This is a genomic window from Dactylosporangium roseum (assembly GCF_025264685.1).
GTDB classification, from domain to species: Bacteria; Actinomycetota; Actinomycetes; order Mycobacteriales; family Micromonosporaceae; genus Dactylosporangium; species Dactylosporangium roseum.
The window spans coordinates 3,643,224-3,660,399 of sequence record NZ_CP073721.1 but is presented as its reverse complement, the minus strand read 5'-3'; the positions used below and the strand labels follow the sequence as shown (position 1 = coordinate 3,660,399).

Annotated in this window: 14 protein-coding genes; 8 read left to right on the top strand and 6 right to left on the bottom strand. The window is 69.6% G+C overall.

The window, feature by feature from the left end; all coding sequences use genetic code 11:
• Positions 1-274: 274 nt before the first annotated feature.
• The 6 genes from Drose_RS17160 to Drose_RS17135 form a co-directional block, all read right to left on the bottom strand.
• Positions 275-1,711 carry a recombinase family protein gene (locus Drose_RS17160; protein ID WP_260729196.1) on the bottom strand — a complete coding sequence of 479 codons (1,437 nt, stop codon included), beginning with the start codon at positions 1,709-1,711 and terminating at the stop codon, positions 275-277.
• Positions 1,708-2,043 carry a hypothetical protein gene (locus Drose_RS17155; RefSeq protein ID WP_260729195.1) on the bottom strand — a complete coding sequence of 112 codons (336 nt, stop codon included), beginning with the start codon at positions 2,041-2,043 and terminating at the stop codon, positions 1,708-1,710. The genes Drose_RS17160 and Drose_RS17155 overlap by 4 nt, the downstream gene beginning before the upstream one ends.
• A gap of 264 nt (positions 2,044-2,307) precedes the next feature.
• Complete coding sequence (locus tag Drose_RS17150; protein ID WP_260729194.1) at positions 2,308-3,822, bottom strand: hypothetical protein; 1,515 nt, start codon at positions 3,820-3,822, stop codon at positions 2,308-2,310.
• 130 nt (positions 3,823-3,952) lie between these two features.
• Positions 3,953-5,161, bottom strand: coding sequence for a recombinase family protein (locus Drose_RS17145; protein ID WP_260729193.1), 1,209 nt, complete (start codon positions 5,159-5,161; stop codon positions 3,953-3,955).
• A complete protein-coding gene (locus Drose_RS17140) occupies positions 5,130-5,477 on the bottom strand; it encodes a hypothetical protein (RefSeq protein ID WP_260729192.1) in 348 nt (115 codons plus the stop codon). Before Drose_RS17140 ends, Drose_RS17145 begins: the two co-directional genes overlap by 32 nt.
• On the bottom strand, positions 5,474-6,199 hold the full coding sequence (locus Drose_RS17135) for a hypothetical protein (RefSeq protein ID WP_260729191.1): 726 nt from the start codon (positions 6,197-6,199) through the stop codon (positions 5,474-5,476). The genes Drose_RS17140 and Drose_RS17135 overlap by 4 nt, the downstream gene beginning before the upstream one ends.
• A 988-nt stretch (positions 6,200-7,187) precedes the next feature.
• Here Drose_RS17135 and Drose_RS17130 point away from each other — a divergent pair.
• The 8 genes from Drose_RS17130 to Drose_RS17095 all read left to right on the top strand — a co-directional run bounded on the left by Drose_RS17130 (position 7,188) and on the right by Drose_RS17095 (position 17,148).
• On the top strand, positions 7,188-8,252 hold the full coding sequence (locus tag Drose_RS17130; protein ID WP_260729190.1) for a hypothetical protein: 1,065 nt from the start codon (positions 7,188-7,190) through the stop codon (positions 8,250-8,252).
• Between the two features lie 126 nt (positions 8,253-8,378).
• Positions 8,379-8,717: a pilin gene (locus Drose_RS17125; RefSeq protein ID WP_260729189.1), complete on the top strand. Its 339-nt coding sequence runs from the start codon at positions 8,379-8,381 to the stop codon at positions 8,715-8,717.
• A gap of 1 nt (position 8,718) precedes the next feature.
• A complete protein-coding gene (locus Drose_RS17120; protein ID WP_260729188.1) occupies positions 8,719-10,131 on the top strand; it encodes a hypothetical protein in 1,413 nt (470 codons plus the stop codon).
• Positions 10,132-10,237: 106 nt separating this feature from the next.
• Positions 10,238-10,462, top strand: coding sequence for a hypothetical protein (locus Drose_RS17115; protein ID WP_260729187.1), 225 nt, complete (start codon positions 10,238-10,240; stop codon positions 10,460-10,462).
• On the top strand, positions 10,452-11,387 hold the full coding sequence (locus tag Drose_RS17110; RefSeq protein ID WP_260729186.1) for a PrgI family protein: 936 nt from the start codon (positions 10,452-10,454) through the stop codon (positions 11,385-11,387). The genes Drose_RS17115 and Drose_RS17110 overlap by 11 nt, the downstream gene beginning before the upstream one ends.
• A gap of 1 nt (position 11,388) precedes the next feature.
• Positions 11,389-13,176, top strand: coding sequence for a VirB4 family type IV secretion system protein (locus Drose_RS17105; RefSeq protein WP_260729185.1), 1,788 nt, complete (start codon positions 11,389-11,391; stop codon positions 13,174-13,176).
• 121 nt (positions 13,177-13,297) lie between these two features.
• The gene (locus tag Drose_RS17100) at positions 13,298-15,847 is read left to right on the top strand and encodes a helicase HerA domain-containing protein (RefSeq protein ID WP_260729184.1); all 2,550 of its coding nucleotides are present in this window, start codon (positions 13,298-13,300) and stop codon (positions 15,845-15,847) included.
• A 323-nt stretch (positions 15,848-16,170) separates the two neighbouring features.
• Positions 16,171-17,148 carry a replication-relaxation family protein gene (locus Drose_RS17095; protein ID WP_260729183.1) on the top strand — a complete coding sequence of 326 codons (978 nt, stop codon included), beginning with the start codon at positions 16,171-16,173 and terminating at the stop codon, positions 17,146-17,148.
• Positions 17,149-17,176: the final 28 nt, after the last annotated feature.

Below are 17,176 nucleotides of genomic sequence, written 5' to 3'. Positions count from 1 at the left end.
TGGACACCTGCGTTGCGCAGGCTGTCACAAAGCGTGGGCTGGGGTCCCCCCTTCGACACTGACCCGATGCCTACAGCGTCCGGATCGAGGTTCGCCTCGGCCCGGACGCTATTCGTTGCTGGCTGGTATGTCAGGCGTAGGTGCAGTCGCTCGTAGAGGGCCCCCTTGGCAGGAGCGGCGTCAGCGCGTCGGATGGCGTCGCGAAGATCACCGACCGAGGTGATCAGGTCGCGGATCTGGTCTTTGCTGAGCATAGGCCGTCCGGATGTTTTGATCAGGGCGCGGTGGCGCGCTTCGGCAGCGGTTCGCTGCGCGGTGGTCTCGGCGATCCAGCCTGCGACCAGGGTCGGGTCCGTACCGGCGTCGAGCAGAGCCCGGTAGTTGGCGATCTTCCGGTCGCATTCCTGCAGGATCTCCGCGATCGGTTCGTGCTGCGCCGGGACGGTGTGGCCGTGCTGGCTGGCGTGCGTGGCGTCGATGGTGGCTTCGAGGTTGTGGGGTGCCAGGGCGGTGAGCAGCCAGTCGTCGAGCGGTTCGGTGAGCTGGTCTTCGCGCAGGTAGACGTTGCGCGGGTGGGCGAGCTTGTTGGCAGTCGCGTACTGGTCGGGAACCGACAGCGGTAGTACGCCGCGTCGCGTAGCCAGTGGCCTTGCATACGTCGCTGGCAGATGCCACAGATGAGCGCCCCGCGGAACAGGTAGGGGCGCGGCGTCCGGCGTGGCTTGACAGTTTTCGTCGAGGCGCCTTTCGTGGCGATCTTGGCTTGTACCTGCTCAAAGATGTCGGTGTCGACGATGGCGGGGTGGGCGAGGTTGTCGGACCAGATCCACCTTTCGATGTCGTTCCAGACCTGCTTCGTGCGGTGGCCCATGGCGACGTCGTTGACGTCGAGGAGCACTTCGTCTTTACGTTGGCGGTTCCAGACCTGCCGGCCGGTGTAGCGGGGATTGGTCAGGATGACGCGGATGGCCATCTTGGACCAAGCGATCCCACTGCGATGCCGGTTGCGTTGCGGGTCGTGGGCGGACGGACAAGGTATGCGTTCGCGAGTGAGTTCCTCGGCGATGGCAAAGATGCCGCGTCCGGCGAGGTAGCTCGTGAAGATCTGGGCCACTACGGGCGCTGTGTCCGGGTCGAGGTCGAGGCGGTGCAGCCGTTTGCCGTCGGCGGCCTTGGCCGGGTTGGGGTGCGGTCCTGCGTCGACAAGCCGATAGCCATACGGCGGCCTGCCACCAAGGAACCGACCTTCGATCTTGGTCTGGGCGGCCATGGCGGTGCGGACACGGATCTTGATGCGGTTGCGTTCGCCCTTGCTCATCCCACCGAAGACGGACATGACCAGGTCGTGGGCCTCATTGTCGGGATCGAGCGGGCCGCCGACCTCAGGCACCCACAACGTGACGCCGTAATGGGTAAACAGCGGGAAGGTCAGTCCGAACTGGTTGCCGTAGAAGGCCCGGTGCGGCTCGCCGATGACAACGGCGCCGAACCCGCGCTGCGGGTCGGCCAACGCCTCCAGTAGGAGGCGGGCTCGTGGCCGGCGCGGCCAGGGCAATGATCTGGACTGGCCAATGTCGAAGTACTCCGCGACGATGACGCCACCGCGAGGTTCGACCAGTGCGGTAGCGCGGCTCAGCTGCCAACTGCGCGAGGACTCCGGATCCTGTTGGTCTTCGGTCGAGCATCGACCGCAGAAGGCAAAGCGGATCATGTTTGTTCCTCCGGTAGGTCGGTGCCGTTGTTGTCGGCAGTGTTGGCCATATGGATCAGGAGTGTCAGCAGCGCCTGCGCGGCGGCCGGGTCGAGCATTGGTGGCTGCATCGGCGGATGCACGTCGATGGTCGGATCGGCGGTGCGGCCACGCCGGGCGGCCCGCGGCGGAGCCGGCGCAGGGTAGCTTGACTCAGCTGCGCCGCGGAAGTCGTCGCTGCTGTTGGGTGCGGTTGGTTGGCCGCCGTCGGCTGTCTCGATGCCGGGCGTTTGGTCGCTTGTGTGTTCGTTGGCCTTGCGGGGGTCTGAGAATGCGTTGTCGTTGGCAGTCATGGGCGGGTGGCTCCCGCGCCGAACGGCCGTGTTCGCACCAACTAAATGCCCAACAAACGCCGCCCACGAAGCCAACGCGGAGCGACGGCGACCCAACAGCACCCAACAGCGCCGCTCCACGAGTTGGATCGGCATGTCATCGTCGCGTCCCTGACGACCCGGCCACGGGGGCCTGTCGAGGCTCCCCACCACCAAGGAAGATCAGCATCAGGCCAACGCCGCTGACGCGGCAACACGGGCGTCCGCGGATGCCCGCCACGCGACTCAGATGGGCCACCGAGGTTCGAGCATGCGCAGGTAGTGGGCTGGCAGAAGGTGCCGTTGGACGGGTGGGAGTCCGCAGGCATCGGGGTGCAGCGCACCAAGGCCGGCGCGTAGGCAGAACCCGGCTACGGCGGGACTCAGGTAATCCGGCCCGGCGAGGAGAACTGTATGGAGCTGCTCGGTGGTGAGACCGTCGGGTAGCGGGCCGAGGCGGCGCAGATTGGCGACCTCCCACGGATCATCCCAGCGGTTCGGATCGTCGATGCGCCGGATGAATTCAGCGACCAGCTGGTTCCAGCCGGTGGACAGCCACCAACGCCAGTTGAAGATGGCGGCATGGCACGCCAGCAGCGTGAAGAGCTTCTGCGGCCCCACGTCGGAGGCGACCAATCGCCATTGAGCGCAATACGCCGCGACGTGCTGTTCGTACAGAGCGAGTTGGCCACGGTCAGGCGCAAGATCAGGCAGCCTGCGACCATCCGGCAACCGCCGCGCCCGGTCGCACAGCACGTCCCCCATGCGCGTGAAGAGATCCGCATCCATGCTCGGCAACTGCCGCACAAACAGCGGAAGTTGGCCGATCGACTCCCGCACGACACGGGTCGTCGCGGTGTTCGCCCGCATCATCTCGGGGTCCGTGATCCGCCGGAGCCGAACCGAATGCCAGTCCTCCACAGGGCCATCGCGCCACGCCAGCCGAGTAACAGCGACCGCAGCAAGATCAGCAACCCGCTCAGCATCCCGAATATCAAATCCCAGCCTGACAGCAGCCGCGTCCAGGACCGGCCACTCTACATTCACGCCCGAGGACGGTCGGCTCACCTGTCGCCGCCCTGGCGGATCGAGGTAGGCAACCTCCTCGATGGCCGACCCCACCGCTGTGCTGTCGCAGGTTCGTGTCCTGCCGGGGGCACGCAGAGCATCCGCGACAACTTCACCGGGGTCCGAGGCGTTTGCCTCGGACCCCGTCTTTTGTGTTTGTGCGCGCTCGTCCAGGATCGTCTCGATCGTGGCGGCGAGGATGGGCGCGGTCTCGCCCGTGATGCTGACCCGGATGGTGACTTCACGCCGGTGGGCGTTGTAGCGCAGTTCGAGGTGAAAGGCGTCATAGATCCGACGTTGCTGCTCTTCGGGTAGGCGGTTCAGGTCCACTCGGCCCTGGGGCAGCACGTCGAGGAGGTCGAGGTCCACGGGGGCGGCGGCCTTCTCCTTGCGGACGAGTTCGCCGAGCAGTTCCTTCTTGGTGCACTGCTCGGCGACGGTGGCTGCGAAGCGGGTTTGGATTCCGGAGCGCCAGGCTTCGTCGACCTCGGGGTCGCCCGAGGGCTTGAGGTTCTCCAGTTCCTGGATCAGTCGTGCTTGGCGTTCTTGGATGTCCCGGATCTCGGCCACGAGGGCGGCTTTCTGCCGGGCGAGGTCGGTGTCGACGCTGTCATGATCGACTGCGGCGCCGAGGAGGACCTTCCGACTCGCGCCGAAGACCCGCTGCTCGAAGAAGGCGGCGAGGGGATCCATGAGTTGGTCTTCACGGACCAAGACGTAGCGGGGATGACCGGTGAACCAGGGCAGATGCGAATGGTTACGCGCATTTGGGGTGCACCGGTAGTAGACGTACGACTTCTTGGTACTGCCGTAGGTGCGCCGGTTACATGTCACAGCGCAGGTAGGACCGCAGCACGTAGGTGCGGGCCGTCTCGGGGTGGACGTTGGCCGCGGCGCTGGAGCGTGATCCTTTCCGGAAGCGGCTGACCGCGCTGGCCGCGTTGAAGATTTCTCGGGTTACCAGCGGTTCGTGGGTGGGGCGGCTGGACCAGACCCAGGCGCTGGGCGGGTTCACTCTGCCCTTGATGCCGCGCTTTGGGCGGGGGTTCTTCCTGCGGTTCCAGACCATGTATCCGGTGTGCTTGGGGTTGTCGAGCACCTCGCGGACGCTGCCGCCGGTCCACGCGCCGATGCGACGGCGGCCCTCGCCGGGGATGGGGTCGGGGGGGTACCGCTCGGGGTCGAGGTTGAGCCGGTCGGCGATGTCGTTGTAGCTGAGCCGTTCCAAGGCCCGCCACAGGAAGATCTGTGTGACGGCCGCGCCGCGGACCGGGTCCGGAACGAGCCGGTGCTTGAACTTGCCCTCGTGGGCCTTGGCCTTGACCGGGTGCTTGATCCGGTCTGCGACGTAGCCGTAGGGCGGCTTGCCGATGTTGAAGCCCTGATCGGTGTGGATCTTGAAGCCGCCCCAGGACAGTTCTTTCATGTTCAGCGCGTACCACTCGGCGATGGATTGCTTGATGCGTCGGGTCAGGGTCTGAGTCGCCCTCCGGCCCGGGGCGGACCCGTTGTTCAAGCTGGGGATCTGCGACGGGTCGATGCCTTCGTCGGCGGCGAACAGCGGGATTCCGATTTGTTCCAGTTCGTACTCGATCTTGGTGCTGAAGTACATGACCCGGGCGATGCGTTCGATGTTCTCGACGACCACGGCGACGAAGCGCCGGTCGGGCCGCTTCGCTTCTTCCAGGCAGTCGGCGATGCTGCCGTCGCGTGGGATGGGAATGTCGAGGTGCTCGTGCGCGCTGCCCTTGCCCCGCAGTTGGATCAGGTTCTGGCCGGACTCCACGTCGTAGAACTTGGCGACGATGACGAACCCGGCCGGCAGGCGGCTGCGGACATAGTCCAGCTGACGGGGTAGCGACAGGGTCGGGTCCTGCATGTCGTCGGTGGAGGTGCGCCCGATCCAGGCGACCGGGATGGCCGCGCTTTGCAGTGCTTCGGGCACGGTTTGGTCGGCGGCTTCTCGTAGCCAGTCGAGCAGGCTGATCTCGTCCGGTTTGCTAGCGGTTGTGGGCAGGAGACTTGTGCTCATGAGGGGTGTCTCCTTCCTCCTCGTCGGGTGGGTGGTCGGCGAACCATTGCAGGGCTTCCCTGACGGCCGCCGCTTGTCGTTTGAGCAGCTCTTTGCCTGCTTGGCCATCGACGACGACCAGCTCGACGCGGACTTTGAGGGGTTCGGGAGCGGGGCGGCCGTGGCCGCGCGGAGGGTACTTTGACTCACCGTCGTCTCGGAACTCGTCGACGTCGTCTTCGTTGATGGCATCCGCCACGTTGTGGGCGGCCGGCAGGGCCGGGGCGGCGCGCTGCGACGCGCCACCCCGGTTGCCGTTTGCGCTTCGGCGAGTCACGTCGGCGACCTGTTGGTGAAGACCAGGAGGTCGATGCCGTAGCTCGGGCCGTTGTCGCCGGCTGACCAGCCCTGCCGTGCCGCCTCGGCTTCGGCCCGGGTGGCGTAGTAGAGGAACTCGTCGCCGTCGCCGGGGGCGGTGACCGCGACGATTTGCAGGACGTGGGTCAGGCCCGCGGCGCGGGCAGCCGGCAGGAGTTCGCCGAGGTGCTCGGCGTACGTCGTGCCGGGCTGGCCGGGTGCCGCGGAGCTCACAGCGGCGATGGCGCAGGTGTCGGCGGTCATGATGAGTCGGCAGGCGGCGAACAGGTCAGTGATGCCGGCCGGTGTTCGGGTGGTGTGCCGTGGCGGCCATCGCAGGACGATGAGGCTGACGGGTTCGGTGAGGGTGTCGAGGTCGGCGACCGCGCTGGGGTCGGTGATCGACCGGTACGCGCGGGACGTGTGGGCGCTGGCGTGCTCCAGGTGCGGGTCGTTGTCGAAGTCGATGACCGCGTCGCCGCGTCGGGTGTAGACGAGGACGAGTCGCTGCGCCAACCGCGACGAAAGCCGGGTGTCCGGGGTGGTTTCGGTTCCGGCGTCGTCGCGGTCGTCGAGCCGCCAGACGGCGATCGGGACGTCGCCGCCGACGAGGACTGGCTCGTCGTCGTGGTGTTGTGCGTCGTGGTTGGACGGGTTCGGGCGTGCGGCGCCGTTCGGCGTGAAATCGGGTAGAGCAGTCATGTGCGGGGTGGCTCCCGCGCTGACTGGCCGTGTTCGCACCTACGAATGGCCCCGCCGGTGCGGCCGAGAGCATCGTCGCCGACGGCCGGGTACCCAACAGCGCCCAACAGGGTTCGGGCCTGTTGGCGTTGTTACCCTACAGTAGGAGTGCGTTCGCCCAACAGTCTCTCGGGTTCGACCCAACAGATGTCGGTGTTGGCCAACAGCGTCTGGTGTTGGGTCGAACAGCAGTTTCCGTGCGCGCTGTTGGCTAGCCAACAGCCGGCCTCTTGTGGTAGGCGATTCCTGGCGGCGGCCTCGCACGACGGGTAGGGCAGCCAGGACCGACGGTGTCAGGGGTCGATACGGCGGGCGTTCGCTATGCGAGCGTTGAGTGTCGCCGGCGGCTTCAGCGTCCGCCGCGTTGAGGTCAGCGCGTTTGGGCTGTTAGATGCGCTGGAGCACCGCGACGACGGCGTGGTCGAGCAGGGATCCCGCCGGCAGGAACGATTCGGCGATCCAGACCCGCCCTGGACCAGCCCGGTAGGCGGCGGCTCGGCTGCTACGTGCCCGACCACCACGGCGGTGCCGCCCGCCGAGGCGGCGTGGACCAGGCCGAACCCGCCCATACCAGCCGGCGCTTGAGCCGTGCCCGAATCCGGGCGGTGTGATCAGGGTCGTAGATGCGCGGGGACGCATGCTCAGTGTGCCCCTGCACCTCATCCGGGCGAGCGATCACCAGTGGTGGCCCGAGGTCGAGAGTCGTCGACCTGCGGATCTTCCCGGCCAACAGCACCCAACAGGGCCGTGAGCTGCTCTGTTGGGCTGCCACGCCCGACGGCGCCGGGCACGTTGTCGCTGTTGGCTGTTGGGTGGACATGCCTCCTGAGCAGGCCCAACAGGCTGTCGGACCAAATCGTGTGATCTTGGACTGTTCGGTAGGCGTGCGCGGATAGAGGTCTCGCACCGCCGTCAAGGTGCGGTGCCCGAGCGCCTCGCAAGGGATGCCATGTCTGCTCGATCCTGGCCGTCGTCGCCGCTGGCCGCGGCCGGCCGTGCCTTCACCCTGCTGGTCCAGCCGCCCACCCACCTCGGATTCGACGGCCGCGGGTTCGACAGTCTGCCCGACGAGATCCTGCCGCTGGAACGGCTCCGCGCGCTGCTGCTGGCGCCGCAGACCAGCGTCGAGGTCCGCGACGCGGTATGGCGTGAACTGGTCGTCCGCGCTCGCCGGGACGGCCCGGCCTGGGTCGTTGCCGCCGTGGGTATCGCCCTGCCCGGCCTCCGCCACGTCGCCGGGCTCCTCTCCGCGGGATGGCGCGGGGACACCCGTGACCTGGATGCGGAACTGCTGTCCGGGTTTGTCGAACGGCTCACGACCATCGACCTGCAGCCGCCGCGGGTGGTCGGCCGGCTCATCGACGCCGGCCTGCGCGCCGCCCGCAAGGCCCGCGACGCAGACTCCGACGCCCAGCTCATCCACACCGACGTGACCGGGCCGATCGCACCGGTCCAGCCGTGGGACCACCCGGACCTGGTCCTCGCGCGTGCGGTCGCGGCCGGCGTCATCGACGCCGACGAGGCGAACCTGATCGCCGCGACCCGCCTGGAGAACGCCACCCTCGCCCAGGCAGGGGCACGCATCGGCATCACCGCCAGCCTGGCCTCGTCCTGGCGGCTGAAGGCCGAACGCCGCCTGTTGGAATCCATCCGCGAGGGCGACCTCGCGTTCGTGCCGCTGCGGCCCCGCCGACGCCGTCGCCGCAGTGGCGCGACCCAACAACGCGTCGCCGCTACCCAACAGCGCATGGCTGCGGCCCAACAGCGAGTCGCTCCCACAGGTGGTGCGACCCAACAGCGGGTCGCCGCTACCCAACAGCGCACGGCCGCCGCCCAACAGCGCATCGGTGCCGCGGCGGCGACCCAACAGCGACGGGCTGTTGGGTCGCTGTTGGGTGGCAGCGCGGCGGCGGACGTCGTGTTGGCCACCCAACAGCGGGCCTTCGTGGGCAAGACATCGGACCGAGCAGCGGCCGGTGTCGGCGCCCCGGGGATCGGGGCGGCGCCGGCCTGAGTGGCCGTGTTCGCACCCGATCACCTCATGGCTGGAAGGAGCGACGCTCCCACGGTCCGCCCCGCATCCCCGGTGGCACACCTCAACCCGAATCGAGCCCCGCACGCGGGGCGGGAGGTGCCCACCATGTTCCGCCACACCATCTGCCGCATCATCGCCGTCACGGTCGTGTTCCTGGCGACCGTGGCCGGCTCGGCCCCGGCATACGCGGCAGAGCCGCAGATCCTGGCCGCCTACACGCTGCCCGTGATCATCGGCAACATCACGACCTGGATCGTCGGGCTGCTGGTCGGTGTCGCCACTTTGTTTCTGACTATCGGCGGCCTGCGCCGCCTGGCAGCCGGTGGTGACCCGACCGAGATCGAGAAGTCCAACTCCGCGTTCAAGAACGCCCTCATCGGCTACGCCCTGGCGGTCCTCGCGCCGATCCTGCTCGCGGTCGTACAGGGCTGGATCGGGGGCTGAGATGGGCGGCTGGCTCGCCGACCAACTCATCGGCCCCATCCTCACCTGGTTCGCCGAGACCGTGATCGGCGCGCTCAACGCCCTGTGGGACCTGCTATCGGTCACCGCGTTCGTCAGCCCTGACGTGACCGAACTGCCGCAGGTCAATGCGTTCGCCAGCACGTCGCTGGGCATCGTGAATGTCTGCTACGTGCTGGCGTTCCTGTGGACGGCGATCCTGGTGATGGGCCGCGACACCATCCAATCGCAGGTCGGGCCGGGCGAGTTGATCCCTCGCCTGGTCATCGGCCTGATCGCCGCCAACTTCGCCATCCCGCTGTGCTCCACCATCATCGGGCTGGCCAACTCGTTCACCGCGGCGTTGACCAGCCAGGACATCACCGCGCCCGGCTCGATGCAGCAACTGCGCATCACCACGGTCAGCGCGCTGAGCGACCAGAACGGCACCAGCCCGGTCAGCTTCCTGCTGCTGCTCATCGGCCTGCTCATCGCGGTGCTCACCGGCACCCTCCTCGTGCAATGGATCATCCGGTGCGGGGTGCTCGTCGTCGCCGTCGGCATCGCGCCGATCGCCCTCGCGTTGCACGGCACCCCGCAGACCGAGGGTGCCGCAAAGCTGTGGTGGCGCACGATGCTCGGCACGCTCGGCATCGTCGTGATCCAGGCGGTCGCCCTGCACACCACGCTGCGGATCTTCCTCAACCCGGACAGCAACCTCCGCGTGCTCGGACTGCCAATACCCGGCGGCGAACCCAACGCGATCATGAACCTGCTCATCGTCGTCTGCCTGCTGTTCGGCGTCGTCAAGATCCCCGGACTGATCCGCCGCTACATCACGCAGAACCGGCCCACCGCGATGGGCACGATCCTGCGTGTCGTGCTCGTGCAGCAACTGACCCGCGGGATCTCCCGCGCGTTCGGCGGCGGCCGGAGCGCCGCGCGGGCTGCCGGCCGTGCCGGCGGCGGGGCCGGCGGTACGGGCGCGGGTGGGGCCAACCGGCCGTGGCCGGTGAACTCAGGCGGCGGCGGAGGCCGCAGTCGCCTCGCCACGCCGTCCCCGACGCCTCGATCCAGCGGTTCCGGACTCCGGCCGTTGCCGCGGCCGGCGGGCGCCGGTCCTGGCCGGACCGGCATCGCCTACCCGACCGGTCGACCTGTACGCCCGTACACCCGCGAGGAACTTGCGGGCGGTGTCGACCTCTACACCCGCGCCGTGCCGAAGCGGCAGGCGCCGGCCATCCCCAGCTCGTCGAGGCCGCCGATCCGGGCCGCTGGCGTCGTCCCGCAGCCGCCGCGGCCGGGTCCACCGCTGTCGGTCTCGCCTGGGGTCAACCCGGCGACCGCGATGCCCCGTACCCGGCCGGTACGCCAGCCGGTCACAGGCAGCTGGAACCGACCCGCCCGCAAGAGCTGACCCGTCCCCTCACCCTGCCCCGAAGAACAACCCGTCCGCGGCGCAGACGTCCTCAACCGCGCCGTGGACGGGCCGTACCTACTGACCCACTTGGAAGGGAAGCCAGATGACAACGCAGGACACCGCCGAGGAAGCGATGACCGACCCAACGACCGGCCCGACGCCGCTCGATCTCACCACCAACAGCGCCGACATCGTCGCCATCGCGTGGCCGACCGGCCGCCCCATCTACCCCTACACCTGGGAGGAGATCGCCGAAGGCGTCGACCTCTACACCCAGGCGATGAAAGCCCACACCACCACGACACGCGGAGGCTACCGTGAGCAGTAGCGACGACGCTGCCCCGCACGCGCGGATTCCCGCCGACGTCGACACCCCGGACAAGATCGTTTATGGGCTGACCGCCCGGCAGTTGGCCATCCTGGCCGTGGCCGGTGTGACCGGCTACGGCATCTTCCGAGCGGTCGGGACGCTGCTGCCGCAGCCGGTCTTGCTGGCAATCCTCACCCCGCTGGCCGGTGCGGCGATCGTGCTGGCCCTGGGTCGCCGTGACGGGCTGTCCATGGACGCCTGGCTGCTGGCGGCGGTGCGGCACACCCGCAGCCCGAAGCGGCTGGCCCCCGCGGCCGGCCGGCCCACCGCGGCACCGGCCTGGGCCCCGGCCACTGACACGCCCGCGGCGACGGTGCCGGTACTGCGGCTGCCGGCCACGGCGATCAACGACACCGGCGTCATCGACGCCGGCTCGCACGCCGTGGCGCTGGTCGCGTGCACCACCGTGAACATCGGGCTGCGCACCGGGAACGAACAGGCCGCCCTGATCGCTGGCTACGGCCGGTGGCTCAACTCGCTGTCCGGGCCGGTACAGATCGTGATCTCCGCACAGCGGGTCGATCTGTCCAGCCACGCCCAACGCATCGCCGACAACGCTGAGACGATCGCCAACCCGGCCCTGGCCGACGCTGCCCGCGACTACGCCGACTTCCTCGACGACCTCGCCGCGCGGCGGGACCCGCTGTGGCGGACCGTCACCGTCGCGGTCACCGCGGCCGGCGACAAGGGCCGCGATACCGAGGTCCTGCGCCGCGCCGAGCACGCGGCGTCCGCACTGTCCGCCCTCGGGGCGCAGACAGCCGTGCTGGACGGCGGTCGAGCCGCCGCGGTGCTGACCTGCGCTGCCGACCCCTACACCCCGGCCGACGTCACCTGGGCTCGTGCCCTGCCCGACGCGGCCATCACCGGACCAGGAGACTGACATGCCCCTACTGCAACGGCGAAAGCCAACCAACACCGACGCGAGCCCGGCCGATTCGGCCGGGCTCGCGGCCGTTCTGGGCCCGTCCGCGATCCAACACACGCCCCGCTACCTGCGCATCGGGGACGGGTACGCGGCCACGCTCATCGTGACTGGCTACCCGGCCGAGGTCGGCCCCGCGTGGCTGGACCCCTTGCTGGCCTGGCCGGGCCGGCTCGACGTCGTCGTCTACATCGACCCGCTGCCGCCGCAGGTCGCCGCGGCTCGGCTGCGTAAGCAACGGGCACGGTTGGAGTCCAACCGGCGCACCGACGCGGAGAAGGGCCGGCTCGTCGATCCGATCACCGAGGCCGCCGCCGACGACGCCGCGGAGTTGGCCGACCGGATCGCCCGCGGGCAGTCGAAGCTGTTCCGGGTCGGGCTGTACCTGTGCGTGCACGCCACCAGCCTCGACGAGCTCGACGAGGCGGTCGCGCACGTGCGGGCCACCGCCGCCTCCGTCCTGCTCGACACGCAGCCCGCGAAGTGGCGGCAGCTGCAGGGCTGGACGGCGACCCTGCCGCTCGCCACTGACAGGCTCGGCATGCGGCGGGTGATGGACACCGACGCGATCGCGTCAGCGTTCCCCCTCGCCTCCTCCGACCTGCCGGCGCCGCTACCGGGTGAACCCGGCGCCACCGGCGGCATGCTCTACGGCCTCAACCCCTATTCGAATGGGGTGGTGTGGTGGGACCGGTGGGCGCAGCACAACGCCAACAGCGTCGTGCTTGCCAGATCCGGGGCGGGAAAGAGCTACTTCGTCAAGCTCGAAGTGCTCCGCTCCCTCGCCGACGGCGTGCACGTGGCGGTGATCGACCCCGACAACGAGTACATCCGCTTGGCCGACGCGGTCGGTGGCGTCACGATCGCCCTCGGTGCCGGCGGTGTGCGGCTCAACCCCCTCGACATCCCGCCTGGCGACCGCCGACCGCAGGCCCGCACGTACCGGGCGTTGTTCCTGCACACGCTGATCTCGGTGCTGTTGGCGCAGCAGCCACCGCCGTCGGAGCGGGCCGCCCTCGACAAGGCCATCAACGACGCCTACGACCAGGCCGGGATCACCAACGACCCCGCCACCTGGCGCCGGCAGGCGCCCTTGCTGCGCGACGTCGCCACCGCGCTCACCGACCAGCGCACCGAAGCCGCCGACACCCTCGCGGCGCGGCTGACGCCGTGGACCACCGGCTCGTTCCGGGACCTCTTCGACGGCCCCACAACGACCGTGCCGAGCGGTCAGTTGGTGTGCTGGTCGACCCGGCAGCTCGCCGACGAGCTGCGCGCCCCCGGCATGCTCCTCGCGCTGGACGCGATCTGGCGTGAGGTCGACACCCCGGCCATTCGTTCGGCGCACACACCGCGACGGTTGGTCGTCGTCGACGAAGCCTGGACCCTGCTGCGCGACGGCGAGGGCGCCAAGTTCCTGTCCCGCCTCGCGAAGTCCGCCCGCAAACGTCGGGCCGGACTGGCGGTCATCACCCAGGACGTCGGGGACCTGCTCGGCTCCGACCTCGGGCAGGTCGTCATCGCCAACGCCGCCACCCAGATCCTGCTGCGGCAGGCGCCGCAGGCGATCGACCTCGTCGCCGACGTGTTCGGACTCACTGCCGGCGAGGCGAGGGTGCTGCTCGGCGCCCGCCGTGGCGAGGGCCTGCTCATGTCCGGCACGCACCGAGTCGGTTTCCAGGCCGTGGCCCACAAGAAAGAGCACCAGCTGTGCATCGGTGACCTGGAGCTGCCCGACGACGAGTAATCACCACCACCACAACGTCACGGCCGGGACCGGCGGTGACGTGACCACACCAGTGTAGGGCTGTGGGCCGCCAGCAATGGCGGCCCACAGCCCTTTTTTGTTCTCCGAAAGGGCCTGATAAATGAACGCCAGCCCCGTCTTCGAGCGCATTCCCGCGTTTTCCCCCACGCCCGCGCCTTCCCCCACTCCACCGCCGGCGGCGCCGCTGCCCGGCCCGTCGCAGTGGCTGCTCGACACCGCCACCGCCGTCGGCGCCTGGTGCCGGGACCGGCCCTGGCTCGGCCTCGTCGCCGTGCTGCTCATCGCCGCCGGCTGCACCGCGCGCACCATTGTGGCCGGTCGCCGGCACGCCCGGATGGCCCGGCACGCGCAGCTGATCACCATCAGCCCGTCGCCGGAAGTCGACCCGGGCGGCGCCGCCACCCTGTGGGCCACCCTCGCCGAGATCCTGCACACCGGCTGGCGACGCCGCCTGCGCGACGGCCGTCCGCACCTCGCGGTCGAGTACCGGTGGGGCGGCCGGGAACTGACCATCGCGGTCTGGGTGCCGCGCACCATCCAGCACGGGCCGATCCAGGCCGCGATCCGCGGCGCCTGGCCCGGCGCGGCCTGCACCGTCACCGACGCCGACCCGCCGCTACCGCCCGGCGCGCTCGACGTCGGCGGCGCGCTCGCCCCCCTGCCCGCCTGGTATCCGCTGCAGACCGACCACGATAACGACCCGATGCGTACCCTGATCGCCGCCGCGTCCGGGCTGCACGCCGCGGAGTCGGCCTGCGTGCAGGTCCTGGCCCGGCCCGCCACCAACCGGCAGATCCGCCGGCTACGCCGCGGCGTACAAGGGCTGCGCACCGGACGGCCACCACGCGACCTGCTCGACCCCGCCACCTGGCTTCGGGTCGTCCTCGACTTCAGCCTGGAGCTGTTTAGCACGGGCCGGCGTACTCATCCGGCCGTACGGCACACGCCGATACCTGGCAGTGATCCGCAACGCGAGCGTGACGGCCGCGCCGGGGTCGATAAGCTCGCCGGCACGCAGTGGGAGGTGGCGCTGCGCTTCGGCGTCGCGCACACCAACCCCCGCCGCAGCGACCCCGACGACATCACGCCCCGGCTGGTCACCCTCGCCCACGGCATCGCCTCCGCGTTCGGGTCCTGGACCGGCCGCAACCGGCTACGCCGGCTGTCGGTCAAGGATCCGGCCCGGGTCCTGGCCGCCCGGGTGCTGCGTCGCGGGATCCTGCTCTCGACCACGGAGCTGGCCACGATCGCGGCGCTGCCGCAGGACATTGCCGTGCCCGGTTTGGACCGGGCCCGCGCCAAGCCGATGCCCGCACCCGTCGCCGTCGCTTCGGGCGGGCGCGGCACGAAGGTGCTCGGCAAGGCCGACGTCGGCGGCCACTCCGTCGCCGTCAACGTCGCCGATGCCCGCCAGCACCTACACGTGCTCGGCTCCACCGGCTCCGGCAAAAGCACGCTGCTGCTCAACATGATCCTCGACGACATCCACGCCCGCCGCGGTGTTGTCGTCATCGACCCCAAAGGCGACCTGGTCCTCGACCTGCTCGACCGGATCCCGACCAGCCACGCCAAGCGGCTGACGATCATCGACCCTGACCAGCCGGCCGGGACGACCCTCAACCCGCTGCAGGGCGACGACCACGACCTGGTCGTGGACAACATCGTGTCGATTTTTGGACGGATCTTCGCCAAACACTGGGGGCCGCGCATCGACGACACCCTCCGCGTCGCCTGCCTGACCCTGCTCCGACGCGCGAACGCCACGCTAACGCTGATCCCGCCCCTGCTCAACGACAAGAAGTTCCGGCTCGCCTTCACCGAGGACCTGGACGATCCGGAGGGTTTGCGCGGCTACTGGGAGTGGTTCGAATCGACTCCGCCGCCGCTGCGGGCGCAAGTGATCGGCCCGGTACTCTCCCGCCTGCGCGCTTTCCTGCTGCGGGACTTCGTCCGCCGCACCCTCGGCGCACCGCAGTCCAGCTTCGACATGCGCCGCGTCCTCGACGGCGGCATCCTGCTCGCCCGCCTGCCGAAAGGGCAGATCGGGGAGGAGACTGCCCGGCTGATGGGCAGCTTCGTGCTCGCCTCGGCCTGGCAGACCGCGACCGGTCGGGCCCGGCTACCCGAGCCGGACCGCCGGGACTCGTTCGCCTATATCGACGAGGCGCACAACTTTCTGAACCTGCCGGGCAGCGTCGGGGACATGCTCGCCGAGGCCCGCGGCTACCACTTCGGCCTCGTGTTGGCCCACCAGAACCTGTCGCAGATGCCGCGGGACACGCAGCTGGCCATCTCCGCCAACGCCCGCAACAAGGTGTTCTTCTCCTGCGCCCCCGAGGACGCTCACCAACTGGCTCGGCACACTATGCCCGAGCTCGACGAGCACGACCTCAGCCATTTGGACGCCTACCGGGCGGCATGCCGGCTGGTGGTCAACAGCCGCGAGACCGCGGCGTTCACGCTGCGGACCAACCCGCCGCGGGCGCTGGTCGGGGAAGCGACCGCGGTCCGGCAAGCTGCCGCCGGAACCGTAGCAGGCCCTGCTGGGAATCGGTCGGCGATCGCCCGGCTCGCCGGCGTGGCCGACCCGCCGAGCGGTAACGACCCGGACCCGGGCAATTCAACAGCCACCCAACAGGACGCCGCGTAACCCAACAGCCACGTCAAGCAATGATCGGGTTCGCGGCCATCGTGGGCGGCATCGCGATCGGCGCTGCTCGCGCAGCACGACGGACGGACACGCAACGTCCCTCAGCGGCCACGGGGGAAGCCGCTGAGGGACGCCGTCAGCGTACGCCCAGCGACCCGGCGATCACCAGATCGACGCCGCTCTTGACTGACAGGTCCAGCCAAGGAATGCCGACTCGGCCAGGACCCGGTCACCGCAACAGCCGCCGACTCGGCCGGCACCCGGCGCCGTACTGCCGGAGCCAGGCTGCCCCCATCCACCCAACAGCCCAGCGAGGAGCCGTCATGTCCGCGAACATCGAATCCCGACACTTCCCCCAGGGGGAAATCTCCGCGGGGGACACGCCCCTGGTCGTGCTCCGCACGACCGACCCACGTCGAACCTCCATCCACACCCTCATCGACATCTCCCATCGTCTCCGGCCTCGCGACTACACCATCGCGTCGCTTCTCGACGAGCACACCACCCTGACCACCGAGCACCTCACCTCGATCCTGTTCGCCAACCCCACCACCTGCCGGCACCGCCTGCAGCTGCTGCGCCGGCTCGGCTTCATCGATCGGTTCATCCGCAACCGGCCAGGCGCACCCAACCCGGTCTGCTGGCTGCCCGGCCTGCTCTCCACCCGGTACACGGCCCTGGCCCGCGACGAGAGCCCACCCACCGCCAGAGCCCTGCGGGAACGGCAGGACCGGGTCTACTCCAGCCCGACCCTGGAACACCTGCTCGCCGTCAACGATGTCTTCGTCTCCCTGCTCGTGCACGCCCGCCGCCATCCCGGCACGGCGCTGACCCGCTGGTGGTCCGAACGCACCACGGCGGCAGCGTTCGGGCATCGGATTAAGCCCGACGGCCACGGCGTCTGGACCGACGGCGACCAGGAGACCGGCTTCTTCGCCGAGCTGGACCGCGGCACCGAGCCGATCGGCAGGCTGGTCGACAAGCTGGCCTCCCACCGCAAGCTGCGCGCCGAGGGCGGCCCGCAGTACCCGATCCTGTTCATCCTGCCCAGCCGGCTACGCGAGCAAAACCTGCACCGCAAACTGGCCGACCGGCCCGAACCGACCCTCATCGTTGCCACCACCTCGCCGGAATCCGGACTCGACCCCGCCGGCCCGGTGTGGCGGCTGGCCGGCAACGGCCGCCACCGACTCACCCTGGCCGACCTGCCCAGCAGCCACGGCCAACCCGGCCCCCTCACCCCCGGACCGGCCCGACCGGACGACCACCCTCTCCGGCTGGTCCTCGACACCACCGGCTGACGCCCGGCGGCGGCGCTCACGCCGCGAT

Excerpts from the sequence above, each read along its gene's own strand:
- Drose_RS17135 (WP_260729191.1), bottom strand. The coding sequence starts at position 6,199 with ATGACTGCTCTACCCGATTTCACGCCGAACGGCGCCGCACGCCCGAAC.
- Drose_RS17125 (WP_260729189.1), top strand. The coding sequence starts at position 8,379 with ATGTTCCGCCACACCATCTGCCGCATCATCGCCGTCACGGTCGTGTTC.
- Drose_RS17100 (WP_260729184.1), top strand. The coding sequence starts at position 13,298 with ATGAACGCCAGCCCCGTCTTCGAGCGCATTCCCGCGTTTTCCCCCACG.
- Drose_RS17160 (WP_260729196.1), bottom strand. The coding sequence starts at position 1,711 with ATGATCCGCTTTGCCTTCTGCGGTCGATGCTCGACCGAAGACCAACAG.
- Drose_RS17105 (WP_260729185.1), top strand. The coding sequence starts at position 11,389 with ATGCCCCTACTGCAACGGCGAAAGCCAACCAACACCGACGCGAGCCCG.
- Drose_RS17130 (WP_260729190.1), top strand. The coding sequence starts at position 7,188 with ATGTCTGCTCGATCCTGGCCGTCGTCGCCGCTGGCCGCGGCCGGCCGT.
- Drose_RS17120 (WP_260729188.1), top strand. The coding sequence starts at position 8,719 with ATGGGCGGCTGGCTCGCCGACCAACTCATCGGCCCCATCCTCACCTGG.
- Drose_RS17145 (WP_260729193.1), bottom strand. The coding sequence starts at position 5,161 with ATGAGCACAAGTCTCCTGCCCACAACCGCTAGCAAACCGGACGAGATC.
- Drose_RS17115 (WP_260729187.1), top strand. The coding sequence starts at position 10,238 with ATGACAACGCAGGACACCGCCGAGGAAGCGATGACCGACCCAACGACC.
- Drose_RS17095 (WP_260729183.1), top strand. The coding sequence starts at position 16,171 with ATGTCCGCGAACATCGAATCCCGACACTTCCCCCAGGGGGAAATCTCC.
- Drose_RS17150 (WP_260729194.1), bottom strand. The coding sequence starts at position 3,822 with ATGGATCCCCTCGCCGCCTTCTTCGAGCAGCGGGTCTTCGGCGCGAGT.
- Drose_RS17155 (WP_260729195.1), bottom strand. The coding sequence starts at position 2,043 with ATGACTGCCAACGACAACGCATTCTCAGACCCCCGCAAGGCCAACGAA.